This window comes from Enterobacter cloacae complex sp. IR5450 (assembly GCF_049238665.1).
GTDB lineage: Bacteria > Pseudomonadota > Gammaproteobacteria > Enterobacterales > Enterobacteriaceae > Enterobacter > Enterobacter hormaechei_C.
In genome coordinates this window covers 1-22,919 of sequence record NZ_JBMKIC010000021.1, presented here as the reverse complement: position 1 = coordinate 22,919, position 22,919 = coordinate 1, and the positions used below count along the sequence as shown (strand labels likewise).

The window sequence follows — 22,919 nt, the reverse complement described above, 5'->3', positions numbered from 1 at the left end:
GTTGAATTTAAGGTCTGTCGGGATGGTACACCGAGAGCGGAACCCTGCAAAATCCCGGACTACAATTCAGCATTCACCGTTAAAAATAATCAGGAGTATTCATGAAACAAACCGTTTATACCGCCAGTCCTGAAAGTCAGCAGATCCATGTCTGGCGTTTGAATACAGAAGGTTCGCTTACGCTGGTTCAGGTTGTTGATGTGCCAGGCCAGGTGCAGCCGATGGTCGTCAGCCCGGATAAACGTTTTCTTTATGTCGGCGTACGCCCCGAATTCCGCGTACTGGCATACCGCATCTCCCCGGATGACGGCGCGCTGACCTATACCGCAGAAGCCCCGCTGCCGGGCAGCCCGACCCATATTTCCACTGACCATAAAGGCAACTTTATCTTCAGCGGCTCCTACAATGCAGGCTGCGTGAGCGTCACCCGCCTGGAAGACGGTATTCCCGTTAAAACCGTCGACGTGGTAGAAGGGCTCGAAGGTTGCCACTCAGCCAACATTTCGCCGGATAACCGCACGCTGTGGGTGCCAGCGCTTAAGCAGGACCGCATCTGCCTGTTTACCCTGAGCGATGACGGCCATCTGGTCGCGCAGAGCCCGGCGGAAGTCACCACCGTTGAAGGCGCAGGCCCGCGCCACATGGTCTTCCACCCGAATCAGCAGTATGCCTATGTCGTTAACGAGCTGAACAGCTCGGTAGACGTGTGGGAGCTGAACGATCCTAACGGGCAGATCGAGTGCGTACAGACGCTGGACATGATGCCATCTGATTTCTCTGACACACGCTGGGCGGCAGACATTCACATCACGCCGGATGGCCGTCACCTGTATGCCTGTGACCGTACCTCCAGTCTGATCACCGTCTTCAGCGTCTCTGAAGACGGCAGCGTTCTGGCAGTTGAAGGCTTCCAGCCGACAGAAACCCAGCCGCGCGGCTTTAATGTCGACCACAGCGGCAAATACCTGATTGCGGCGGGGCAGAAATCCCACCACATTGCGCTCTATGAAATCCAGGGCGTGCAGGGGCTACTGGAAGAGAAAGGACGCTATGCGGTCGGACAAGGGCCGATGTGGGTTGTGATTAACGCTCATTGATCCGTAGACGAAAAAAACCTCGCAAATGCGAGGTTTTTTTATGCGCGGTTAATGCATGTGGCAGGCCGGGTAAGGCGCAGCCGCCACCCGGCAGCAGGCATTTTACTGCTTCGGCTCAGCAACCACTTTGCTACCCAGACCGCGGTTGTTGTATTCCCACATGCGGTTGAAGTTAGCGTCGTTCAGGTTACGCTGCACGTTGTCTTTATCATCCACCGTGCCGGTGTTGCCGGAGAAAGGACGTTTCGAGATCGCCGCATCCGCCCACGGTTTCGCCATGTTAAAGCCTTCGTTAATCACGCTGTCGCGGATCACGACCTGGCCGTTAGTGGCGGAGTCCACGTCCAGAGAGCGACCAAGCTGCGCCACGCCATCGCCAGCAGCAGTAAAGCGGCTATTCACGGCCAGGAAGCCATAGAACAGGTTAGACTGCGTGGCCGGTGCAAAGACGTAACCTTCCTGCTGCGTACGTGAATTCACCACGCGGAAGTCGGTGTTATCAAATACCACCGCGCCGCGACCGGAGACCATATCCACGTCGCCTTCAATGTAGCTGTTGGTGACCAGAGTACGCGTCAGACGGTTGTTCTGAAGGGTATTCTGCACGCCGCTGCTGGTCACGAAGAAGGTGTTCTGGCGGCCCAGGATATTGACGTTGTTAATCTGTACCTTGTCGCCATCGCTACGCAGCGCCACGGCCTGATGATTACCTGCGTCAACGCTGTCGCCCAGGGTGTTCTGAATGGTCAGGTTTTGCAATTGCAGGCCATTGTTTTGTGACCAGAATACCGCCGAACACATCACGCCAATGGTGGCGGCACGCTTGCGCTGGCAGTTATCAAACATATACCACGCCGGTTTACCTGGCATGTATTTACCGGCCGGGTTCACCAGATGGCGCCAGGTGGTGCTGTCGATCTCTGAATCAATCGCCAGGCCAATTTTTACGTCGACCGCTTTTTCGCCCAGGCCGTAAAGTGTAATGCTTCCCGGTGCCGCCGGAACATAAACGGTTCCTTCGTATTCACCCGGCAGGATGGCAATGTACTGACGAGATGCGCTGTGTTTGGTGATTGCGGCATCAACGGCTGCCTGAATAGAGGTGTGTGTAACGCCCTGCGCCCCGGCCGGGCCGACAACGAAGTCTGGCTGTTTCGGCAGGTTAATAGAAGAAGGCGTCCACGGGGCTGCATTGGGATCCATCGCCGAGAAATAGTGCGCACGGGTGAAGTTCTTCGCTTCAGCCGCTGACAGGATCGGACGGGAAGCGGTGCCCGGAGCAACCTGCTCAGAAGGTTGCTGATCCGGTGGTGTTGAACTGCAAGCGGATAAAGTCACGCCAAAGGCGAGTGCCAACGCCAGACGGGAAATCCTGGAAATATTCAAGGTAATGCTCCTGGGTATGCAAGTCTTATCTGGATAGACGAAATAGCCTGCTTTTTTATACTAAGTTGAGCGAAACGGGAAGATAAAAACCGGAAAAGTTGCATTTTTGCCCGCAGGCGACGGGAAAGTCATCACAAATAAATAACATTTTCCCCCAATGCGGTTGACAGCAGGCGGCAGATGAAAATAAATGTCTATACAACCCATGACAAGTGGAAGGCACATGCAGCAGCTTAATCCCGATGATGTTATATGGCGAAATGCGCGACTGGCAACCCTGGCGACAGGCGAGGCGGAACCCTACGGCCTGAGAGAACAACATGCCCTCGTTGTGCGCGGCCAGACGATTCTGGCCATTATTCCTGAATCCGAGATCCCCTCCGGGCATCGTCAGTGTGTCGATCTCGACGGGCGTCTGGTTACTCCCGGCCTGATCGATTGCCACACCCACCTGGTGTTCGGCGGCGATCGTGCAGCGGAATGGGAGCAACGGCTTAACGGCGTGTCATATCAGACCATTAGCGCGCAGGGCGGCGGAATTAACGCCACGGTCACGGCCACCCGCAACAGTTCGCCGGAAACGCTCCTGACGGTGGCGCAGCAGCGACTCCAGCGGCTGATGAATGAAGGCGTAACGACCGTTGAAATCAAATCAGGATACGGTCTGAATGCCGAAGCCGAAGAGAAAATGCTGCTGGTTGCCCGCCAGCTCAGCCTGAATAATCTGGTCGATATCAGCCCGACGCTGCTGGCCGCGCATGCCGTTCCTGCCGAGTACCGACAGGATCCGGATGCCTATCTGGCGCTGGTCTGTGAGCAGATCATGCCCACGCTGTGGCAAAAAGAGTTATTTGAAGCGGTGGACGTGTTTTGTGAAAACGTCGGCTTTACCCCGGCGCAAACCGAGCGCCTGTTCCGGGCCGCCGCCGCGCTCGGGATCCCGGTAAAAGGGCATGTAGAACAACTGTCGAATCTCGGCGGCGCGGCGCTGGTCAGCCAGTATAAAGGGCTGTCGGCCGATCATATTGAGTATCTCGATGATGCAGGTATTCAGGCGATGGCGCAAAGCGGCACGGTGGCGGTATTGCTCCCCGGCGCGTTCTATTTTCTTCAGGAGCGCCAGCGTCCACCGGTGGCGCAGCTCAGAGAGCAGGGTGTGCCGATGGCGGTGGCTACCGACTACAACCCGGGCACCAGTCCGTTTGCCAGCCTGCATCTGGCAATGAACATGGCCTGCGTCCAGTTTGGCCTCACGCCGGAAGAGGCCTGGGCTGGCGTGACGCGGCATGCGGCGCAGGCGCTAGGACGTGCTGCGACGCACGGGCAGTTAAAGCCCGGTTATGTGGCTGATTTCGTCGTCTGGGAGGCGAATCATCCGGTTGAGATGGTTTACGAGCCGGGGCGGAATCCTTTGCATCAACGCGTGTTTCGGGGGCAGGTAGCATGAAACTGTGGCATCCCGTCTCCCCGCAGGTCTGGCAGGGGCGTGACGACAGCGCCGAGTCCAGCACCGCGAAACGTCTCTTCCAGACCATACAGCAGCGCGAACACTTTTCTCCCGTGCCGTCAGGCATTGCCCTGCTGGGCTTTGAATGTGATGAAGGGGTTAAGCGTAACCAGGGCAGGCCCGGTGCTGCACAGGCGCCCGATGTGTTGCGCGGCGCGCTGGCGAATATGGCGAGCCATCAGGGGCATGCGCGACTCGTGGATATGGGTTCTGTTTATGTTGAAGGACACGCGCTGGAGGCGGCACAGCAGGCGCTGAGCGAGGTCATAACCGCGTGCCAGCAATCCGGGATGCGTACTCTGGTTTTCGGCGGTGGACATGAAACCGCCTGGGCGCACGGGCGCGGCGTGCTGGACGCCTTTCCGAACGATCGCATTGCGGTGATCAACCTGGATGCGCACCTCGATTTACGCAAGGCTGAACGGGCAACGTCCGGCACGCCGTTCCGCCAGCTGGCGCACTACTGCGCGTCTCAGTCTCGGGTGTTTCACTACGCCTGCCTGGGGGTAAGCCGTGCGGCGAATACTCAGGCGCTGTGGGAGGAAGCTGAGCGGTTGAACGTGACGCTGGTTGAAGATCTCGATTTTCGCCGGGATGCGCTATCCGCGCTGGATAGCGTGCTTACGCAGGCAGACCGGGTTTATCTCACCGTTGACCTCGATGTGCTGCCTGCCGCAGAAATGCCCGCCGTGTCCGCCCCTGCGGCGTTGGGGATCCCGGCGCTGGATCTGTTCCCGGTGATTGAGCGTATCTGCCGAAGCGGTAAACTACAGGCGGCGGATCTGGTGGAATTTAATCCGCACTACGATCGGGACGGTCAGGGGGCGAAGCTTGCCGCCCGACTGGCCTGGCAAATTGCTCACTGGTGGGCATAACAACATTCAAGGAGTCATGATGTTTTCACGCTCGCCCCTGCCGCAGCCGAGCCCTCCCGCGCCTTTTTACGAAAAGGTGAAGCAGGCGATCAGCGAAAAAATCGCAGCCGGCGTCTGGCGCCCGCATGACCGCATTCCGTCCGAAGCCGAACTGGTCGCGCAGTTTGGCTTTAGCCGAATGACCATCAACCGCGCACTGCGTGAACTGACCGATGAAGGGTTGCTGGTGCGCCTGCAAGGGGTCGGGACATTTGTGGCGGAGCCAAAAGGACAGTCGGCGCTGTTTGAAATCCGCAGCATTGCCGATGAAATTGCCGCCCGCAACCATCAGCACCACTGCGAGGTGCTGGTGCTTGAAGAGACGCAGGCCAGCGCCGAACAGGCCATCGAGCTGAACGTTACCGAGGGCACCCGGATTTTCCATTCGGTGATGGTGCACTATGAGAACGACATTCCGGTCCAGATTGAAGATCGCTGCGTCAACGCGGAGCGGATACCGGACTATCTGAATCAGGATTACACCCAAACCACACCGCATGCGTATCTCTCGCTCGTCGCCCCGCTGACGGAAGGGGAGCATATCGTGGAAGCCGTGCGCGCCACGCCGCAGGAATGCGAGCTGTTGCGTATTAAAGAGCACGATCCCTGCCTGCTGATCCGCCGTCGTACCTGGTCGTCCTCGCAAATTGTGTCGCATGCGAAGCTGCTGTTCCCGGGAAATCGCTACCGGTTGCAGGGCCACTTTATGTCATAAGTTTTATAAGCGTGATCGCTAACGCAATATAGCAAAATTGTATCTTTTTTGTTAAATCCGACCTTGTGTGTGCTTGTCTATACAAGTATATCTAAATGCATCATCTGTCCCTTATGAGGAACACACAATGTCGTCAGATAAATACCGCAAGCAGGATGTCCGCGCCGCGCGCGGCACCACGCTTACCGCAAAAAGCTGGCTCACCGAAGCACCGCTGCGCATGTTGATGAACAACCTTGATCCTGAGGTAGCAGAAAATCCCCACGAGCTGGTGGTCTACGGCGGCATTGGCCGCGCCGCACGCAACTGGGCGTGCTATGACGCGATTGTCGAGTCTTTGACGAATCTCGAAAACGACGAAACGCTGCTGGTGCAATCCGGCAAACCGGTTGGCGTATTCAAAACCCATAAAAATGCGCCCCGCGTGCTGATTGCCAACTCCAACCTGGTGCCGCACTGGGCGACGTGGGAACACTTCAACGAGCTGGACGCAAAAGGGCTGGCCATGTACGGCCAGATGACCGCGGGTAGCTGGATCTACATCGGCAGCCAAGGGATTGTGCAGGGCACCTATGAAACCTTCGTGGAAGCGGGCCGTCAGCACTATAACGGCTCACTGAAAGGCCGCTGGGTGCTCACCGCCGGACTGGGCGGCATGGGCGGCGCGCAGCCGCTGGCCGCGACGCTGGCGGGCGCGTGCTCCCTGAACATTGAGTGCCAGCAGAGCCGCATCGATTTCCGTCTGCGTACCCGCTATGTCGATGAACAGGCCGACAACCTCGATGACGCGCTGGCGCGCATCAAAAAGTACACCGCTGAAGGCAAAGCCGTGTCGGTTGCCCTGTGCGGCAACGCGGCGGATATTCTGCCGGAACTGGTGGCGCGCGGCGTGCGTCCGGATCTGGTCACCGACCAGACCAGCGCTCACGATCCGCTCCACGGCTATCTGCCAAAAGGCTGGACGTGGGAAGACTACCAGCAAAAAGCGGAAACCGATCCTGAGGGCACGGTACTGGCGGCTAAACGCGCCATGGCGGAACACGTCTCCGCGATGCTGGCCTTCAGTAAGATGGGTATTCCGACCTTTGATTACGGGAATAACATCCGCCAGATGGCGAAAGAAATGGGGGTGAATAACGCCTTTGACTTCCCCGGCTTCGTGCCCGCCTATATCCGTCCTCTGTTCTGCCGCGGCATTGGGCCGTTCCGCTGGGTTGCCCTGTCCGGCGATCCGGAGGATATCTACAAAACCGATGCCAGAGTGAAAGAGATTGTCGCCGATGACGAACACCTGCATCGCTGGCTGGATATGGCGCGCGAGCGCATTAACTTCCAGGGCCTGCCGGCGCGTATCTGCTGGGTCGGGCTGGAGTGGCGGCAAAAACTCGGCCTCGCCTTTAACGAAATGGTGCGCAGCGGCGAAGTCTCCGCGCCGATCGTCATTGGCCGCGACCACCTGGACTCCGGCTCTGTCGCCAGTCCGAACCGTGAAACCGAAGCCATGCGCGACGGCTCGGATGCGGTCTCCGACTGGCCGCTGCTGAATGCTCTGCTGAACACCGCCAGCGGCGCGACCTGGGTGTCGCTGCACCACGGCGGCGGCGTCGGGATGGGCTTCTCCCAGCATTCCGGGATGGTCATCGTCTGTGACGGAACTGATGAAGCGGCCGCGCGTATCGCTCGCGTGCTACACAACGACCCGGCAACCGGCGTGATGCGTCACGCGGATGCGGGTTACGAGATTGCCATTGATTGTGCCAAAGAGCAGGGGCTGAACCTGCCGATGATCCCCGCCACACAAGGAAAGCCTGCATGAACGCGTTAACACTTACTCCCGGCTCGCTGACGCTCCAACAGCTGCGTCACGTCTGGCGTCAGCCGGTGACACTCTCCCTTGATGAAAGCGCCCACCGTGCCATCAACGACAGCGTGGCCTGCGTGGAGGCGATTGTGGCGGAGGGGCGCACCGCCTATGGCATCAACACCGGGTTTGGCCTGCTGGCGCAGACCCGCATCGCCACGCACGATCTGGAGAATTTACAGCGTTCGCTGGTGCTGTCGCACGCGGCGGGGGTTGGCCAGCCGCTGGAGGATGAGATCGTCCGCCTGATGATGGTGTTGAAAATCAACAGTCTGGCACGAGGGTTTTCCGGCATTCGTCTGAACGTGATCCAGGCGCTGATGGCGCTGGTCAATGCGGAAGTTTATCCGTGGATCCCGGCGAAGGGCTCCGTCGGCGCCTCCGGCGATCTGGCGCCGCTGGCGCATATGTCACTGCTCCTGCTGGGTGAAGGCCAGGCGCGCTGGCAGGGCGAGTGGCTGCCTGCGAAAGAGGCGCTGAAAAAAGCCGGGTTAACGCCGATTACCCTCGCGGCAAAAGAGGGGCTGGCGCTGCTCAACGGCACGCAGGCCTCGACCGCTTTCGCGCTGCGCGGCCTGTTTGAAGCGGAAGATCTGTTCGCCTCCGCGGTGGTGTGCGGTGCGCTGACCACCGAGGCGGTGCTCGGCTCGCGTCGTCCGTTCGACGCGCGTATTCACGAGGTGCGTGGCCAGCGCGGTCAGATTGATGCCGCTGCCATGTACCGCCACGTACTTACCGATACCAGCGACATTGCCGAATCACACCATAACTGCGAGAAGGTGCAGGATCCGTATTCCCTGCGCTGCCAGCCGCAGGTGATGGGCGCATGCCTGACGCAGCTGCGCCAGGCGGCAGAAGTGCTGCTGGTGGAGGCCAATGCGGTGTCCGATAACCCGCTGGTGTTTGCTCAGGAAAACGAGGTGGTTTCTGGCGGCAACTTCCACGCCGAGCCGGTGGCGATGGCGGCAGATAATATCGCGCTGGCGATTGCCGAAATCGGGGCGCTGTCTGAGCGTCGAATCGCGCTGATGATGGATAAGCACATGTCCCAGCTGCCACCATTCCTGGTGCGTAACGGCGGCGTGAACTCGGGCTTTATGATCGCCCAGGTCACCGCCGCGGCACTGGCAAGCGAGAACAAGGCGCTGTCGCACCCGCACAGCGTGGACAGCCTGCCAACCTCAGCCAACCAGGAAGATCACGTGTCGATGGCCCCGGCTGCCGGGCGTCGTCTGTGGGAGATGGCCTCTAACACCCGCGGCGTGCTGGCGGTGGAGTGGCTGGCGGCGTGTCAGGGTATTGATTTGCGCGAAGGGCTAACATCCAGCCCGCTGCTGGAGCAGGCGCGTCATACGCTGCGCGAGCACGTTACGCACTACGATGACGACCGCTTCTTTGCGCCGGATATTGATAAGGCGATGCAGCTTCTGGAAGAAGGGCGGCTGGTGGGGTTATTGCCTTCCGTGCTGTGATTTTTACCCTCACCCTAACCCTCTCCCTGTGGGAGAGGGCCGGGGTGAGGGCATCAGCCCGCACGATTACGAATACATCGCCGTAATCGACGCGCTACCCAGCGAATGGAAATGCACGTTAAAGCCTACCATCGCGCCGCTCGCCCCTTCGTCGACCTCAATCTTGTCTACATCCAGCGCGTGCACGGTGAAGATATAGCGGTGCGTTTCCCCTTTTGGCGGCGCCGCGCCGCCGTAGCCCGCTTTGCCAAAGTCAGTGCGCGTCTGAATCGCACCGTCAGGCAGAGCAACCAGATCGGAACCGGAGCCCTGCGGTAATACGCGCGTGTCGGCGGGCAGGTTTGCCACGATCCAGTGCCACCAGCCCGACCCGGTTGGTGCATCCGGATCGTAGCAGGTCACAACAAAACTTTTGGTTCCCGCTGGCACATCGTCCCACGCCAGATGGGGAGAGATATTATCCCCCTGATAACCCATCCCGTTAAACACGTGACGTTCCGGCAGCTTTTCGCCGTCGCGCAAATCTTTACTGATGATTTTCATCCGATTTTCCTCGTTACTCACTCATTCAGAAAGTGTAACGCATGGGGTTAAATCGCGAAATGCGCTGAAGTGTTAACGGCTTCAACCACTGCCCCGGTCAGCTTGCGGAGCTGATCCGCAGAAATGCTGTACGGCGGCATGAGGTAAATCAGCTTACCGAAAGGTCGCACCCACACGCCCTGGTCAACGAAGAAGCGCTGCAACGCGGCCATGTTCACCGGATGCGTTGTCTCGATTACCCCGATGGCGCCCAGTACGCGGACGTCCGCGACGTATTCCGCCTCCGCCGGCGCGCTTAACTGCTGCTTCAGCTGCGCCTCAATCGCCGCCACCTGCGTCTGCCACGCGCCGCTCTCCAGAATGGCGAGGCTTTCGCTTGCCACGGCGCAGGCCAGCGGGTTGCCCATAAACGTCGGGCCGTGCATAAAGCAGCCCGCGTCGCCGTCGCTGATGGTGTCGGCAACCTGGCGCGTGGTAAGCGTGGCGGAGAGTGTCATGGTACCGCCGGTGAGGGCTTTCCCCAGGCACAGAATATCCGGCGCGATCCCCGCATGCTCGCAGGCAAACAGCTTCCCGGTACGGCCAAAGCCGGTGGCGATCTCATCGGCAATCAGCAAAATTCCTTCGCGGTCGCACATCTTCCGAATGCGCTTCAGCCACTCGGGGTGATAGATCCGCATTCCGCCCGCGCCCTGCACAATCGGTTCGAGAATAACGGCGGCAATCTCGTGGCGATGGGCCGCCATCAGCCGCGCGAAGCCCACCATATCCATCTCGTCCCATTCGCCGTCGAAGCGGCTCTGCGGGGCTGGCGCAAACAGGTTTTCCGGCAGATAGCCTTTCCACAGGCTGTGCATGGAGTTGTCCGGATCACATACCGACATTGCGCCGAAGGTGTCGCCATGATAGCCGTTGCGGAAGGTGAGGAACCGCTGGCGCGTTTCGCCCTTCGCATGCCAGTACTGCAACGCCATTTTCATCGCCACTTCCACGGCCACCGAGCCGGAGTCGGCCAGGAAAACACACTCCAGCGATTCAGGCGTCATCGCTACCAGGCGACGGCATAAATCCACCGCGGGCTGATGCGTGATCCCGCCAAACATCACGTGTGACATCTGGTCAATCTGCGCTTTCATCGCCGCGTTCAGACGCGGGTGGTTGTAGCCATGGATCGCCGCCCACCAGGAAGACATCCCGTCAACAAGCCGCTCGCCGCTGGCGAGATGCAGCTCGCAGCCGTGGGCAGAGGCTACCGGATAGACGGGAAGGGGGCGGGTCGTGGAGGTGTAAGGGTGCCAGATATGCTGCTTGTCGAAGGCGAGATCGTCCTGGGTCATAATCGACTTGTAAACCATTTTGAAAAGTTTTAGGTTTACAAGTATAAACCGAACCGACAATTAACAAAACCCTCTGGAGAAGCCCGATGGCTCACCACGCACGCTGGACGATGTCGCAAGTCACTGAATTATTCAATAAACCTTTCCTGGAGCTGATGTTTGAGGCGCAACAGGTGCACCGCCAGCACTTCGATCCGCGTCATGTTCAGGTCAGCACGCTGCTGTCGATCAAAACCGGGGCTTGCCCGGAAGACTGCAAATATTGCCCGCAAAGCGCGCGCTATAAAACCGGTCTCGAATCCGAGCGCCTGATGGAAGTCGAGCAGGTGCTCGACTCCGCGCGCAAGGCCAAAAACGCTGGCTCGACCCGCTTCTGCATGGGCGCGGCGTGGAAAAATCCGCATGACCGCGACATGCCCTATCTGGAGCAGATGGTGAAGGGGGTGAAGGAGATGGGGCTTGAAGCCTGCATGACCCTGGGTACGCTGAACGAAGAGCAGGCGCAGCGTCTCTCGGCGGCGGGGCTGGATTACTACAACCACAACCTTGATACCTCGCCGGAGTTCTACGGCAACATCATCACCACGCGTACCTATCAGGAGCGTCTGGACACGCTGGATAAAGTGCGTGATGCGGGGATCAAGGTCTGTTCCGGCGGGATCGTGGGACTGGGCGAGACGGTAAAAGATCGTGCCGGCCTGCTGTTACAGCTGGCAAACCTGCCGACCCCGCCGGAAAGCGTGCCCATCAACATGCTGGTGAAGGTAAAAGGCACGCCGCTGGCGGATAACGAGGACGTGGATGCCTTCGATTTCATCCGCACCATCGCGGTGGCGCGCATCATGATGCCGACCTCTTACGTTCGCCTCTCTGCCGGTCGCGAGCAGATGAGCGAGCAGACCCAGGCGATGTGCTTCATGGCCGGGGCCAACTCCATCTTCTACGGCTGCAAACTGCTGACCACGCCAAACCCGGAAGAGGACAAAGATGTCCAGCTGTTCCGCAAGCTGGGGCTGAACCCACACCAGACCGGGGTACAGGCGGGGGATAACGAGCAACAGCAGCAGCTGGAGCAGCAGATTTTTAACGCCGACACCGACCAGTTCTACAACGCGGCAGCCGTATGACCTGGCAGGCACGTATCAGGACCGCGCTCGACGAGCGGCGGGCGGCAGATGCGTTTCGGGTGCGCAGGGTAGTGGAAAACGGTGCAGGCCGTTTTCTCACCCGGGAAGGAGAGCGGTTCTGTAATTTCTCCAGCAACGATTATCTGGGACTGAGCCAGCACCCGCAGATCGTTCGCGCCTGGCAGCAGGGCGCGGATCGTTACGGCGTGGGCAGCGGTGGCTCCGGGCACGTCAGCGGCTACACCACGGCGCATCAGGCGCTGGAGGAAGAGCTGGCCGACTGGCTGGGCTACCCGCGGGCGCTGCTGTTTATCTCCGGTTTTGCCGCGAATCAGGCGGTGATTGCCGCCCTGATGGGCAAAGATGACCGCATCGTCGCGGACCGCCTGAGCCACGCGTCTCTGCTTGAAGCGGCCAGTCTCAGCCCGGCGCAGCTGCGGCGTTTTGCCCATAACAATGCCTCTCAGCTGAACGTTCTGCTGGGTAAACCCTGTTCAGGGCTTCAGCTGGCGGTGACGGAAGGGGTATTCAGCATGGACGGCGACAGCGCGCCCCTTGCCACCTTGCATGACGTCGCAAAACAGCAGAACGCCTGGCTGCTGGTCGACGATGCCCACGGCATTGGCGTCACCGGCGAGGAGGGACGCGGAAGCGCGCACCAGCAACGCGTCAGGCCGGAACTGCTGGTGGTCACCTTCGGCAAAGGCTTCGGCGTCAGCGGCGCCGCGGTGTTGTGCAGCGAGCCGGTGGCCGATTACCTGGTGCAGTTCGCCCGGCACCTGATCTACAGCACCAGCATGCCCCCGGCGCAGGCCGTGGCGCTCTCAGCGTCGCTTGCGGTGATCCGCGGCGAAGACGGCGCTGAACGCCGGGCGCGCCTGGCCGACCATATTCAGCGTTTTCGCCGGGGGATAAGCGAGCTGTCTTACCGGCTTACCGACTCGCACAGCGCCATTCAGCCCGTAATTGTGGGTGAAAACCATCGGGCGCTGATGGTGGCACAGGCGCTACGAGAACGCGGGCAGTGGGTCACGGCGATCCGCCCACCCACCGTGCCACCAGGCACCGCGCGCTTGCGTCTGACGCTCACGGCAGCGCATGAGCCGCAGGATATCGATACGCTTCTGGAGGCACTGTATGTCTCTCGTCAATAAACAGGCCGTTGCCGCCGCGTTTGGCCGGGCAGCGCAAAGCTATTCACAGCACGATGAGCTGCAACGCCTGAGCGCCCGCGGGCTGCTGGCCGCGCTCGGTGACGGGCGTTTTGCGCAGGTGCTCGACGCAGGCTGCGGGCCAGGCGGCAATAGCCGTTACTGGCGCGCAACAGGTAGCCACGTTACGGCGCTGGATTTATCCGCGCAGATGCTGGATGAAGCCCGCCAGCAGCAGTCAGCAGACCGTTATCTGGTGGCCGATATCGAGGCCATCCCGCTGGAGGATGCGCTGTTTGACCTCGTCTGGAGCCATCTGGCGGTGCAGTGGTGCGCCAGCCTGCCGCAGGCCCTACGCGAGTTATACCGCGTGGCGCGGCCCGGCGGAGCGGTGGCCTTTACCACCCTGCTGGAAAGTTCGTTGCCGGAGCTGAATCAGGCGTGGAGGGCAGTGGATGCACAGCCTCATGCCAACCGGTTTCTCTCGCACGAACAGGTCACTCAGGCGCTGGCAGGCTGGCGCTGTCGCAGCGTGGTCCAGACCGTCACCCTCGAATTTAGCGATGCGTTAAGCGCCATGCGATCGCTTAAGGGAATAGGCGCGACGCACCTGCACGCCGGACGGGAGAAGAAACCCCTTACCCGCGGCCAACTCCAGCGTCTCGAGCTGGCCTGGCCGCAGGAGCGGGGCCGGTTCCCGCTCTCTTATCATCTTTTTCATGGGATTATTGAACGTGACTGAACGTTATTTTGTTACCGGCACGGACACTGAAGTCGGTAAAACGGTTGCCAGCGCCGCGCTGTTGCAGGCGGCGCGTCTGCTGGGGAAAACAACTGCCGGGTATAAGCCCGTAGCCTCCGGCAGCGAGATGACGCCGGAAGGCTTACGCAATACCGATGCGCTGGCGCTACAGCGTAATAGCAGCCTTGCGCTGGCCTATTCTGCGGTGAACCCCTATACCTTTGCTGAACCCACCTCGCCGCACATCGTCAGCGCCGATGAAGATCGTCCGATTGATTTTTCGGTGCTCTCTTCCGGGTTACGCGACCTGGAAACGCAGGCCGACTGGGTGCTGGTGGAGGGGGCTGGCGGCTGGTTTACCCCGCTGTCCGACGAGCAGACATTTGCTGACTGGGTGCAGGCCGAGCAGCTTCCTGTCATTCTGGTGGTCGGCGTGAAGCTTGGCTGTATCAATCACGCCATGCTGACCGCTCAGGCCGTGCAGCAGGCCGGGTTGCGTCTGGCAGGGTGGATTGCCAATGACGTGGTTGCGCCGGGTAAACGTCATGCTGAGTATCTGGCGACGCTGAAGCGGGGGCTGCCTGCGCCGTTTCTCGGCGAGATCCCGTGGCTTGCCGACGGCGCAGAGCAGGCGGAAACCGGACGCTATCTTGACCTTAGCGCCTTATGTTCCGCGCCATCCAGTGCGCAATAAGGTCGTCATCCAGCTCGTTAACGTGGCCCTGTGCCACGTTACGCCCGCGATAGAGCATGCAGAAACGATCCGCTACCCGGCGGATAAACGACAGCTGTTGCTCAGCTAACAGCACCGTCATTCCCAGCTCCCGATTCAGCCGCACCAGCAACTGCCCCAGCCTGCGCGCGAAACCGTGCCCTGCGCCATACATGGGCTCATCCAGAATCAACACGCGCGGGCGATTAACCAGCGCACTGGCGAGAGCCAGCTGATACTGGTCGTCGGGGGACAGCGCAGAGGCACGGCTCTGTCGCAGCGGATAGAGCTCCGGAAACAGGGCGTACACGTCATTTTTTGATGTCGGGTCGGGTTTCCCCGTCGCCCGCATAGCGATATGCAGATTTTCATCGACGGTCAGCTGGGAAAATATCCGCCGATCCTGCGGGACGTAGCCTATCGTCGGCGGCGCCGTGAATGCTGACGCAGGGCTGAGCAAATTACGCGGCGGCGCGCCAGCCTCATGCCAGATGATGGTGCCGCTCTCAACGGGCACCTTTCCGGTAATGCAGTTCATGAGCGTGGATTTACCCATGCCAGGCAGGCCAACAATGCCCGTACAGATGCCTTGCGGGAAATCGATATTCACGTTCCATAGCGTATGTTGGCTTCCGTAAAACTGATTTACAGCACGCAGACTCAACATCTTTCTCTCCTTAAAAATATGTGGGGGTGATGCACAGAGTGATGTCTGCAAAACGCCTGCCAGGAACTTCATAATGATTAAAAAAAGGCCATTTTTAGGAATAACTCACTATCAAAAGCTGTAGGTTTATACGAAATGCACATTCCCGGTGCCGCGTATGTCGAATCGTGGTGCAGGAGAAATGACAGAATTGTGATTAAGATCTCGCCAGTTGCTTATGAAAAAATGAACGTTTTCCAGGCAAAAAAGAGTGATAAAAATTTTTTACTGCCGCTTCGTGGGAAAAACCGGGAATTTGCTGAAGTGCATGCTGTACGGGCTGGAGGCAGTTATCCACTATTCCTGTGGATAACCTTGTGCATTAGAGTTAGAAAACACGCGATAAGCGAGAGAATACGCGGGTTACGACCAAATTGATGGGAAACGCGGCTTAATAAATTAGTCTTTATTTTTTAACGAATTAGATAAAAGCAATTCCCTCAACGCCAGCGACACCTGTTGCCATAAAACTTTCATAACCGCCCTTGACAAATGTTAAAAAAGTAATAGTTCTGGGGATAACCCCCTGAGGCTGGTGTTTTATTTTGTCACAGTCGAAATTTGGCTCGCGAACGCACTAATCCTCTCTGCGCTACGCTAAATATCCTGACACGCTACTGGTTTTTCATCCAGTGTTTTTTACTGGCAATCCTGGCCACAACGAGTAAAATTACTCACCTGCCGCTTATTCTGTCATCAGGTCGTCGCCCATGAGTAAACCGTTTAAACTGAATTCTGCTTTCCGTCCTTCCGGGGATCAGCCCGAGGCTATTCGTCGCCTGGAAGAGGGGCTGGAGGACGGGCTGGCGCACCAGACCCTGCTGGGGGTTACCGGTTCGGGCAAAACCTTCACCATTGCCAACGTCATTGCCGATCTCCAGCGTCCGACGATGGTCCTCGCGCCGAACAAAACGCTGGCGGCGCAGCTGTATGGTGAGATGAAAGAGTTCTTCCCGGAAAACGCGGTGGAGTATTTCGTCTCCTACTACGACTACTACCAGCCGGAAGCCTACGTTCCCAGCTCCGACACGTTTATCGAGAAAGATGCCTCGGTGAACGAACATATCGAGCAGATGCGTTTGTCGGCGACCAAGGCGCTGCTGGAGCGTCGTGATGTGGTGGTGGTGGCCTCGGTGTCGGCGATCTACGGCCTGGGCGATCCGGATCTCTATCTCAAGATGATGCTGCACCTGACGCAGGGGATGATCATCGATCAGCGGGCGATTTTGCGCCGTCTGGCGGAGTTGCAGTACACCCGTAACGATCAGGCGTTCCAGCGCGGGACCTTCCGCGTGCGTGGCGAGGTGATTGATATCTTCCCGGCGGAATCGGACGACATGGCGCTGCGCGTGGAGCTGTTCGACGAAGAAGTTGAACGCCTGTCACTGTTCGATCCGTTGACCGGTCACGTCGAGTCGGTGATCCAGCGCTTCACCATCTACCCGAAAACGCACTACGTGACGCCACGCGAGCGTATCGTGCAGGCGATGGAAGAGATCAAAATTGAGCTGGCGGACCGCCGCAAGGTGCTGCTGGCGAACAATAAGCTGCTGGAAGAGCAACGCCTGAGCCAGCGTACCCAGTTCGATCTGGAGATGATGAACGAGCTGGGCTACTGCTCCGGCATCGAAAACTACTCGCGCTACCTCTCCGGGCGCGGGCCGGGCGAAGCGCCGCCGACGCTGTTTGACTACCTTCCGGCGGACGGCCTGCTGGTGATCGACGAATCCCACGTTACGATCCCCCAGATCGGCGGGATGTACCGCGGTGACCGCGCGCGTAAAGAGACGCTGGTTGAGTACGGGTTCCGACTGCCGTCAGCGCTGGACAACCGTCCGATGAAGTTTGAAGAATTTGAGGCGCTTGCTCCGCAGACCATCTACGTATCGGCGACGCCGGGCAACTACGAGCTGGAAAAATCCGGTGATGACGTGGTGGACCAGGTGGTGCGTCCGACCGGGCTGCTGGATCCGATTATCGAGGTGCGTCCGGTGGCGACGCAGGTGGACGATCTGCTCTCGGAAATACGTGCCCGTTCCGCCATCAACGAGCGCGTGCTGGTTACCACGCTCACCAAACGTATGGCGGAAGATTTGACGGAGTATCTGGAAGAACACGGCGAGAAGGTGCGGTATCTGCACTCGGATATCGATACCGTGGAGCGTATGGAGATCATCCGCGATCTGCGTCTGGGCGAGTTCGACGTGCTGGTAGGAATTAACCTTCTGCGAGAAGGTCTGGATATGCCGGAGGTGTCGCTGGTGGCGATTCTGGACGCGGACAAAGAGGGCTTCCTGCGTTCCGAGCGCTCGCTGATCCAGACCATTGGCCGCGCCGCGCGTAACGTCAACGGGAAGGCGATCCTGTACGGGGATAAAATCACCCCGTCGATGGCCAAAGCGATTGGCGAAACGGAACGTCGTCGCGAGAAGCAGCAGCGCTATAACGAAGAGCACGGCATCACGCCGCAGGGGCTGAACAAGAAGGTGGTGGATATCCTGGCGCTGGGTCAGAACATTGCGAAGACCAAAGCGAAAGGCCGCGGCAAGGCCCGTTCAGTGGTGGAAGAGGATACCGTCGCGCTGACGCCGAAAGCGTTGCAGCAGAAGATCCACGAGCTGGAAGGGCAGATGATGCAGCATGCGCAGAACCTGGAGTTCGAAGAGGCCGCCCAAATCCGCGATCAGCTGCATCAGCTGCGGGATCTGTTTATTGCGGCATCGTGAATTTTTTGCCCGGTGGCGTTTTCTCCCTCTCCCTGTGGGAGAGGGCCGGGGTGAGGGCATCAGGCCGCACAAAACGAACCTAACCTAATGCCTGAATCGCCTTCTCCAGCGCCTCGCGTAGCAGATGGCGGTCGTGGCGATATTTAATATCGCTGGCTTCCAGCGGCTCCTGTACCACCACGCGATCGCCAATCCCTGATACATCCACTTTCGGTCCGACCACGACACCATCGATAATTTTCTTACCAACGTACTGTTCCATCAGGTCCAGCTTATCCGCCAGCGACAGGCTTGCCGCCGCCGGGCTGAGTTCGCGGCCTAAATTACCGATATAGACCATGGGCGCAGGCGTTCTGCGCAGCGCCTGCGCCAGCTCTTTCACCAGCAGGATCGGCATCAGGCTGGTGTAAAAACTTCCCGGCCCAATCAGGATCAGATCGGCCTCGCCAATCGCTTCTACCGCTTCACGCGTTGCGGGTACGCTGGGGTAGGTCATCAGCTCTTTTGGCGGCAGAAGAAGCTGGTCGATATTCACTTCACCATACACTTCGTGATCGTCAGCATCGATCGCCATCAAATCTACCGGCTGTTCGGACATTGGGATCAGGAACGCATCCACTTTTAGCAGGTTACGAATTAAATTGATCGCTTCCAGAGGGCGCACGCTCAGGTGATCCAGCGCCTTTAACATCAGATTTCCAAGGTTATGGCCTGAAAGTTCGCCATTCCCGCCAAAACGGTACTCAAACATCGCCGAGGCCACGCTTGGCTCAGTGATGAGCTGGTTGAGGCAGTTGCGCATGTCGCCCCAGGCTATCCCGCCTTCAGCACGTCGGATCCGCCCGGTTGAGCCGCCGTTGTCCGTTGTTGTCACGATGCCCGTCAGGCGCGAGCCCAGTGACGATAACGACGACATAACCCGTCCCAGCCCGTGACCTCCGCCAAGAGCGACCACGCGGTCCAGATCCGCAAAAGTGCGATTGCGCATACCTATTCCTTATCCTGTTAAGCTTGCGTCACAGTAACGCAACTACTCCTAAAAGACGATGCCTCTCACAATCCATAATGACGTATATCAATGCGAAAGCGCTGTTTTTGCGTATTCTGTAGTGAAAATGCACGATAACATCGTTATGTATAAATTTATATAGCGAAAAGCGACAATGGCGAAGTGGCGATTTCCACGCTACTATCGCCATAACCACGTTTTCAAAACTGAAAACATACACTCTAGCCCTGGCGCCTGTGTCGAGAGATATGGCGCCCTGGCCGTGGCGGATTTGCCACCAGGGTACAGAAAGAAATGACTGTGCCTCCCGATCTGGAAAGGTGTACATGGCTTCACAACTTACTGATGCTTTCGCGCGTAAGTTTTACTACTTGCGTCTGTCGATTACCGATGTGTGCAACTTCCGTTGCACCTACTGCCTGCCCGATGGCTACAAGCCGGGCAGCGTCACCAATAATGGCTTTCTCTCCGTGGATGAAGTACGCCGCGTTACGCGTGCGTTCTCGGAACTCGGCACGGAAAAAGTGCGTCTTACCGGGGGAGAGCCCTCCCTGCGTCGTGATTTCCCTGACATTATTGCCGCCGTGCGTGAAAACGAACGTATCCGCCAGATCGCGGTGACCACCAACGGTTACCGCATGGCGCGTGACGTGGCGTACTGGCGCGATGCGGGGCTGACGGCGATCAACGTCAGCGTGGACAGCCTTGATGCCCGGCAGTTTCACGCCATTACCGGTCAGGACAAGTTCCGCCAGGTGATGGACGGCATCGATGCGGCGTTTACCGCCGGGTTCGAAAAAGTCAAAGTCAACACGGTGCTGATGCGCGACGTAAACCACCATCAGTTGGACACCTTCCTGGCGTGGATTAAATCCCGTCCCATTCAACTGCGTTTTATCGAGCTGATGGAAACGGGCGAGGGCAGCGAGCTGTTCCGCCGTCACCATATTTCCGGCATGGTGTTGCGCGATGAACTGCTGAAACGCGGCTGGATCCACCAGATCCGCCAGCGCAGCGATGGCCCGGCGCAGGTTTTTTGTCATCCGGATTATGAAGGCGAAATCGGCCTGATCATGCCCTATGAAAAAGACTTCTGTGCCAGCTGCAACCGCCTGCGTGTCTCCTCCGTTGGCAAGCTCCATCTTTGCCTGTTCGGGGATGGCGGCGTCGATCTGCGCGATTTGCTGGAAGATGACGCTCAACAGGACGCGCTTGAAGCACGCATTTCCGAGGCGCTGACGCACAAAAAGCAGACCCATTTCCTGCATCAGGGCAACACCGGCATTACTCAGAACCTGTCCTATATCGGCGGGTAATCAGGCTTTAGAAGGAACCAGAAGATGAGTCAAGTAAGCGCGGAATTTATCCCGACACGCATTGCTATTCTTACCGTTTCCGAACGTCGTGGTGAAGAGGATGATACCTCCGGCCACTGGCTGCGCGAGGCGGCACACGAAGCCGGACACCAGATTGTTGATAAAGCGATCGTCAAAGAAAACCGTTACGCCATTCGCGCTCAGGTCTCACAGTGGATTGCGAACGATGACGTCCAGGTGGTGCTGATCACTGGCGGCACCGGCTTTACCGCAGGCGACCAGGCGCCGGAAGCGCTGCTCCCGCTGTTCGATCGCGAAGTGGAAGGCTTCGGCGAAGTGTTCCGCATGCTCTCGTTTGAAGAGATTGGTACCTCTACGCTTCAGTCCCGTGCTGTCGCGGGGGTGGCGAACAAGACGCTGATCTTCGCCATGCCGGGGTCGACCAAAGCCTGCCGCACCGCGTGGGAAAACATTATTGCCCCGCAGCTGGATGCTCGTACCCGTCCGTGTAATTTCCATCCCCATTTAAAGAAATAAGCTATGTCACAACTGACCCACATAAACGCCGCTGGCGAAGCGCATATGGTGGATGTCTCCGCCAAAGCCGAAACGGTGCGCGAGGCGCGTGCTGAAGCGTTCATCACCATGCTGCCGGAGACGCTGGCGATGATTATCGACGGCAGCCATCACAAGGGTGATGTGTTTGCCACCGCCCGTATCGCTGGTATTCAGGCCGCTAAACGTACCTGGGACCTCATCCCGCTCTGCCATCCGCTGATGCTCAGCAAAGTGGAGGTAAATTTGCAGGCGCAGCCGGCGCATAATCGCGTGCGTATCGAGTCCTTGTGCCGCTTAACCGGGAAAACCGGCGTGGAGATGGAGGCGTTGACGGCGGCCTCCGTGGCGGCGCTGACCATCTACGACATGTGTAAAGCGGTGCAGAAAGATATGGTGATTGGCCCGGTGCGTCTGTTGGCAAAAAGCGGCGGCAAATCCGGCGATTTTAAGGTAGAAAGCCATGATTAAGGTGCTCTTTTTTGCCCAGGTCCGTGAGCTGGTCAATACCGACAGCCTGACGCTGGACGGCTCTTTCGAAAACGTCGCCGCCCTGCGCGCGCATCTGGCGGCGCAAGGCGACCGTTGGGCGCTGGCGCTGGATGAAGGCAAACTGCTGGCCGCCGTGAATCAGACGCTGGTGGAGTTGACCCACCCGCTGGCCGATGGGGACGAAGTGGCCTTCTTCCCGCCGGTCACAGGGGGTTAAGATGACGGAAACCCGAATTCTGGTCGGCCCTGAGCGCTTTAGCGTCGGTACCGAATACAGCTGGCTGGCAGAGCGCGATGAAGACGGCGCGGTCGTGACGTTTACCGGAAAAGTGCGTAACCACAACCTCGGCGACAGCGTAAAAGCGCTGACGCTGGAGCACTATCCGGGGATGACCGAAAAATCACTGGCGGCCATTGTCGAAGAGGCGCGAGGCCGCTGGCCGCTGGGACGCGTTACGGTTATCCATCGCATCGGCGAAATGTGGCCCGGCGAAGAGATTGTGTTTGTCGGCGTCACCAGCGCCCATCGCGGGAGTGCGTTTGCGGCGGGGGAGTTCATCATGGATTATCTTAAAACCAAAGCGCCGTTCTGGAAACGTGAAGCGACGCCGGAAGGTGAGCGCTGGGTGGAATCACGCGACAGCGATAAGCATGCCGCCAGCCGTTGGTAACAGGTTTACGTGGATGTGTTAGTCTTATCGTGTGTGTTTACTTAATCAGGAGTGAATCATGGACCGATTTCCGCGTTCCGATTCGATAGTTCAGCAGACCCGTAGCGGGCTGCAAACCTACATGGCTCAGGTATATGGCTGGATGACGGTTGGCCTGCTGCTTACCGCGTTTATCGCGTGGTATGCGGCAAACACGCCTGAACTGATGATGTTTATCTTCTCCAGCAAAATCACCTTCTTTGGGCTGATTATTGCGCAACTGGCGCTGGTATTTGTGCTCTCCGGGCTGGTGCACAAGCTCAGCTCGGGTATGGCGACCACGCTGTTTATGCTCTATTCGGCGCTGACCGGGCTGACGCTTTCCAGTATTTTCATCGTTTACACCTACTCCTCCATCGCCAGCACCTTTGTGGTGACCGGCGGGATGTTCGGTGTGATGAGCCTGTACGGCTACACCACCAAACGTGACCTGAGCGGCTTCGGCAACATGCTGTTTATGGGGCTGATTGGGATTGTGCTGGCGTCGCTGGTGAACCTGTGGCTGAAGAGTGACGCGCTGATGTGGGCGGTGACCTATATCGGGGTGGTGATCTTCGTGGGCTTAACCGCCTACGACACCCAGAAGCTGAAAAACATCGGTGAACAAATTGATGTTCGTGACAGTTCCAACCTGCGCAAATACTCGATTCTGGGCGCGTTGACGCTTTATCTGGACTTCATCAACCTGTTCCTGATGCTGCTGCGTATCTTCGGCAACCGTCGTTAGTGAGGGTGGCGCTGTCTGATGCCCTCACCCTGACCCTCTCCCACAGGGCTGAGGGTTCCCCAGAAAAATGAAAAGCACGATGAAGTGTGATCTACTGGTTGCGCTAACAAATCA

General features: G+C 58.5%; 22 protein-coding genes and 1 riboswitch. Of the genes, 17 read left to right on the top strand and 5 right to left on the bottom strand.

The features are described 5' to 3' along the window. Positions 1-101 precede the first annotated feature (101 nt). Positions 102-1,097, top strand: a complete 996-nt coding sequence (pgl, locus tag ACOTYB_RS15970; RefSeq protein WP_003858538.1) for a 6-phosphogluconolactonase — start codon at positions 102-104, stop codon at positions 1,095-1,097. Between the two features lie 102 nt (positions 1,098-1,199). On the opposite strand, the gene ACOTYB_RS15965 is transcribed toward pgl, so the two are convergent. Further along, positions 1,200-2,483 carry a putative acyl-CoA thioester hydrolase gene (locus ACOTYB_RS15965; RefSeq protein ID WP_220153662.1) on the bottom strand — a complete coding sequence of 428 codons (1,284 nt, stop codon included), beginning with the start codon at positions 2,481-2,483 and terminating at the stop codon, positions 1,200-1,202. Positions 2,484-2,706: 223 nt separating this feature from the next. Between ACOTYB_RS15965 and hutI the strand changes: the two genes are divergently transcribed. From hutI to hutH, 5 genes are all read left to right on the top strand, one after another. Then, on the top strand, positions 2,707-3,930 hold the full coding sequence (gene hutI, locus ACOTYB_RS15960) for an imidazolonepropionase (protein ID WP_045336987.1): 1,224 nt from the start codon (positions 2,707-2,709) through the stop codon (positions 3,928-3,930). Continuing rightward, complete coding sequence (hutG, locus tag ACOTYB_RS15955; RefSeq protein ID WP_136466758.1) at positions 3,927-4,865, top strand: formimidoylglutamase; 939 nt, start codon at positions 3,927-3,929, stop codon at positions 4,863-4,865. The genes hutI and hutG overlap by 4 nt, the downstream gene beginning before the upstream one ends. 19 nt (positions 4,866-4,884) lie before the next feature. After that, a complete protein-coding gene (locus ACOTYB_RS15950) occupies positions 4,885-5,619 on the top strand; it encodes a histidine utilization repressor (RefSeq protein WP_003858534.1) in 735 nt (244 codons plus the stop codon). 127 nt (positions 5,620-5,746) lie between these two features. Continuing rightward, complete coding sequence (gene hutU, locus ACOTYB_RS15945) at positions 5,747-7,435, top strand: urocanate hydratase (protein WP_003858533.1); 1,689 nt, start codon at positions 5,747-5,749, stop codon at positions 7,433-7,435. Beyond that, a complete protein-coding gene (hutH, locus tag ACOTYB_RS15940) occupies positions 7,432-8,952 on the top strand; it encodes a histidine ammonia-lyase (RefSeq protein WP_220316783.1) in 1,521 nt (506 codons plus the stop codon). The genes hutU and hutH overlap by 4 nt, the downstream gene beginning before the upstream one ends. 66 nt (positions 8,953-9,018) lie before the next feature. Here hutH and ACOTYB_RS15935 read toward each other — a convergent pair whose 3' ends face one another. Both ACOTYB_RS15935 and bioA read right to left on the bottom strand, forming a co-directional pair. Next, positions 9,019-9,495 (bottom strand): kinase inhibitor, encoded by a 477-nt coding sequence (locus ACOTYB_RS15935; protein WP_003858531.1) that lies wholly within the window; start codon positions 9,493-9,495, stop codon positions 9,019-9,021. Positions 9,496-9,542: 47 nt separating this feature from the next. Beyond that, positions 9,543-10,832, bottom strand: a complete 1,290-nt coding sequence (bioA, locus tag ACOTYB_RS15930; RefSeq protein ID WP_409248960.1) for an adenosylmethionine--8-amino-7-oxononanoate transaminase — start codon at positions 10,830-10,832, stop codon at positions 9,543-9,545. 86 nt (positions 10,833-10,918) lie between these two features. Here bioA and bioB point away from each other — a divergent pair, with 86 nt between their 5' ends. From bioB to bioD, 4 genes are read left to right on the top strand one after another with little or no spacing between them, the layout of a single operon-like run. After that, positions 10,919-11,959, top strand: coding sequence for a biotin synthase BioB (gene bioB, locus ACOTYB_RS15925; protein WP_017384942.1), 1,041 nt, complete (start codon positions 10,919-10,921; stop codon positions 11,957-11,959). Continuing rightward, on the top strand, positions 11,956-13,113 hold the full coding sequence (bioF, locus tag ACOTYB_RS15920; protein ID WP_003858526.1) for an 8-amino-7-oxononanoate synthase: 1,158 nt from the start codon (positions 11,956-11,958) through the stop codon (positions 13,111-13,113). Before bioB ends, bioF begins: the two co-directional genes overlap by 4 nt. Beyond that, positions 13,097-13,852 carry a malonyl-ACP O-methyltransferase BioC gene (gene bioC / locus ACOTYB_RS15915; RefSeq protein ID WP_126542261.1) on the top strand — a complete coding sequence of 252 codons (756 nt, stop codon included), beginning with the start codon at positions 13,097-13,099 and terminating at the stop codon, positions 13,850-13,852. Before bioF ends, bioC begins: the two co-directional genes overlap by 17 nt. Continuing rightward, on the top strand, positions 13,845-14,546 hold the full coding sequence (bioD, locus tag ACOTYB_RS15910) for a dethiobiotin synthase (protein WP_072250287.1): 702 nt from the start codon (positions 13,845-13,847) through the stop codon (positions 14,544-14,546). The genes bioC and bioD overlap by 8 nt, the downstream gene beginning before the upstream one ends. On the opposite strand, the gene ACOTYB_RS15905 is transcribed toward bioD, so the two are convergent. Beyond that, positions 14,509-15,231 carry an ABC transporter ATP-binding protein gene (locus ACOTYB_RS15905; RefSeq protein WP_045894950.1) on the bottom strand — a complete coding sequence of 241 codons (723 nt, stop codon included), beginning with the start codon at positions 15,229-15,231 and terminating at the stop codon, positions 14,509-14,511. The genes bioD and ACOTYB_RS15905 overlap by 38 nt on opposite strands. 749 nt (positions 15,232-15,980) lie before the next feature. On the opposite strand from ACOTYB_RS15905, the gene uvrB reads away from it, so the two are divergent. Beyond that, the gene (gene uvrB / locus ACOTYB_RS15900) at positions 15,981-17,996 is read left to right on the top strand and encodes an excinuclease ABC subunit UvrB (RefSeq protein ID WP_003858519.1); all 2,016 of its coding nucleotides are present in this window, start codon (positions 15,981-15,983) and stop codon (positions 17,994-17,996) included. A 79-nt stretch (positions 17,997-18,075) separates the two neighbouring features. Here uvrB and yvcK read toward each other — a convergent pair whose 3' ends face one another. Continuing rightward, a complete protein-coding gene (gene yvcK / locus ACOTYB_RS15895; protein ID WP_023299636.1) occupies positions 18,076-18,984 on the bottom strand; it encodes a uridine diphosphate-N-acetylglucosamine-binding protein YvcK in 909 nt (302 codons plus the stop codon). A gap of 226 nt (positions 18,985-19,210) precedes the next feature. Continuing rightward, positions 19,211-19,344, top strand: a riboswitch (molybdenum cofactor riboswitch). On the opposite strand from yvcK, the gene moaA reads away from it, so the two are divergent. The 6 genes from moaA to ACOTYB_RS15865 all read left to right on the top strand — a co-directional run bounded on the left by moaA (position 19,332) and on the right by ACOTYB_RS15865 (position 22,805). After that, positions 19,332-20,321 (top strand): GTP 3',8-cyclase MoaA, encoded by a 990-nt coding sequence (moaA, locus tag ACOTYB_RS15890; RefSeq protein ID WP_003858516.1) that lies wholly within the window; start codon positions 19,332-19,334, stop codon positions 20,319-20,321. Its footprint overlaps the riboswitch before it by 13 nt. Before the next feature lie 24 nt (positions 20,322-20,345). Further along, positions 20,346-20,858 carry a molybdenum cofactor biosynthesis protein B gene (moaB, locus tag ACOTYB_RS15885; protein WP_003858514.1) on the top strand — a complete coding sequence of 171 codons (513 nt, stop codon included), beginning with the start codon at positions 20,346-20,348 and terminating at the stop codon, positions 20,856-20,858. A 3-nt stretch (positions 20,859-20,861) separates the two neighbouring features. Next, positions 20,862-21,347 (top strand): cyclic pyranopterin monophosphate synthase MoaC, encoded by a 486-nt coding sequence (gene moaC, locus ACOTYB_RS15880; protein WP_003858511.1) that lies wholly within the window; start codon positions 20,862-20,864, stop codon positions 21,345-21,347. Further along, positions 21,340-21,585 carry a molybdopterin synthase sulfur carrier subunit gene (moaD, locus tag ACOTYB_RS15875; protein WP_003858510.1) on the top strand — a complete coding sequence of 82 codons (246 nt, stop codon included), beginning with the start codon at positions 21,340-21,342 and terminating at the stop codon, positions 21,583-21,585. Before moaC ends, moaD begins: the two co-directional genes overlap by 8 nt. A 1-nt stretch (position 21,586) precedes the next feature. Further along, positions 21,587-22,039: a molybdopterin synthase catalytic subunit MoaE gene (gene moaE / locus ACOTYB_RS15870; RefSeq protein ID WP_003858509.1), complete on the top strand. Its 453-nt coding sequence runs from the start codon at positions 21,587-21,589 to the stop codon at positions 22,037-22,039. Positions 22,040-22,097: 58 nt separating this feature from the next. Further along, positions 22,098-22,805 carry a Bax inhibitor-1/YccA family protein gene (locus ACOTYB_RS15865; protein ID WP_003858508.1) on the top strand — a complete coding sequence of 236 codons (708 nt, stop codon included), beginning with the start codon at positions 22,098-22,100 and terminating at the stop codon, positions 22,803-22,805. The last annotated feature ends 114 nt before the right edge of the window (positions 22,806-22,919 follow it).

Excerpts from the sequence above, each read along its gene's own strand:
- pgl (WP_003858538.1), top strand. The coding sequence starts at position 102 with ATGAAACAAACCGTTTATACCGCCAGTCCTGAAAGTCAGCAGATCCAT.
- hutI (WP_045336987.1), top strand. The coding sequence starts at position 2,707 with ATGCAGCAGCTTAATCCCGATGATGTTATATGGCGAAATGCGCGACTG.
- hutG (WP_136466758.1), top strand. The coding sequence starts at position 3,927 with ATGAAACTGTGGCATCCCGTCTCCCCGCAGGTCTGGCAGGGGCGTGAC.
- ACOTYB_RS15950 (WP_003858534.1), top strand. The coding sequence starts at position 4,885 with ATGTTTTCACGCTCGCCCCTGCCGCAGCCGAGCCCTCCCGCGCCTTTT.
- hutU (WP_003858533.1), top strand. The coding sequence starts at position 5,747 with ATGTCGTCAGATAAATACCGCAAGCAGGATGTCCGCGCCGCGCGCGGC.
- hutH (WP_220316783.1), top strand. The coding sequence starts at position 7,432 with ATGAACGCGTTAACACTTACTCCCGGCTCGCTGACGCTCCAACAGCTG.
- ACOTYB_RS15935 (WP_003858531.1), bottom strand. The coding sequence starts at position 9,495 with ATGAAAATCATCAGTAAAGATTTGCGCGACGGCGAAAAGCTGCCGGAA.
- bioA (WP_409248960.1), bottom strand. The coding sequence starts at position 10,832 with ATGACCCAGGACGATCTCGCCTTCGACAAGCAGCATATCTGGCACCCT.
- bioB (WP_017384942.1), top strand. The coding sequence starts at position 10,919 with ATGGCTCACCACGCACGCTGGACGATGTCGCAAGTCACTGAATTATTC.
- bioF (WP_003858526.1), top strand. The coding sequence starts at position 11,956 with ATGACCTGGCAGGCACGTATCAGGACCGCGCTCGACGAGCGGCGGGCG.
- bioC (WP_126542261.1), top strand. The coding sequence starts at position 13,097 with ATGTCTCTCGTCAATAAACAGGCCGTTGCCGCCGCGTTTGGCCGGGCA.
- ACOTYB_RS15905 (WP_045894950.1), bottom strand. The coding sequence starts at position 15,231 with ATGTTGAGTCTGCGTGCTGTAAATCAGTTTTACGGAAGCCAACATACG.
- uvrB (WP_003858519.1), top strand. The coding sequence starts at position 15,981 with ATGAGTAAACCGTTTAAACTGAATTCTGCTTTCCGTCCTTCCGGGGAT.
- yvcK (WP_023299636.1), bottom strand. The coding sequence starts at position 18,984 with ATGCGCAATCGCACTTTTGCGGATCTGGACCGCGTGGTCGCTCTTGGC.
- moaA (WP_003858516.1), top strand. The coding sequence starts at position 19,332 with ATGGCTTCACAACTTACTGATGCTTTCGCGCGTAAGTTTTACTACTTG.
- moaB (WP_003858514.1), top strand. The coding sequence starts at position 20,346 with ATGAGTCAAGTAAGCGCGGAATTTATCCCGACACGCATTGCTATTCTT.
- moaC (WP_003858511.1), top strand. The coding sequence starts at position 20,862 with ATGTCACAACTGACCCACATAAACGCCGCTGGCGAAGCGCATATGGTG.
- moaD (WP_003858510.1), top strand. The coding sequence starts at position 21,340 with ATGATTAAGGTGCTCTTTTTTGCCCAGGTCCGTGAGCTGGTCAATACC.
- moaE (WP_003858509.1), top strand. The coding sequence starts at position 21,587 with ATGACGGAAACCCGAATTCTGGTCGGCCCTGAGCGCTTTAGCGTCGGT.
- ACOTYB_RS15865 (WP_003858508.1), top strand. The coding sequence starts at position 22,098 with ATGGACCGATTTCCGCGTTCCGATTCGATAGTTCAGCAGACCCGTAGC.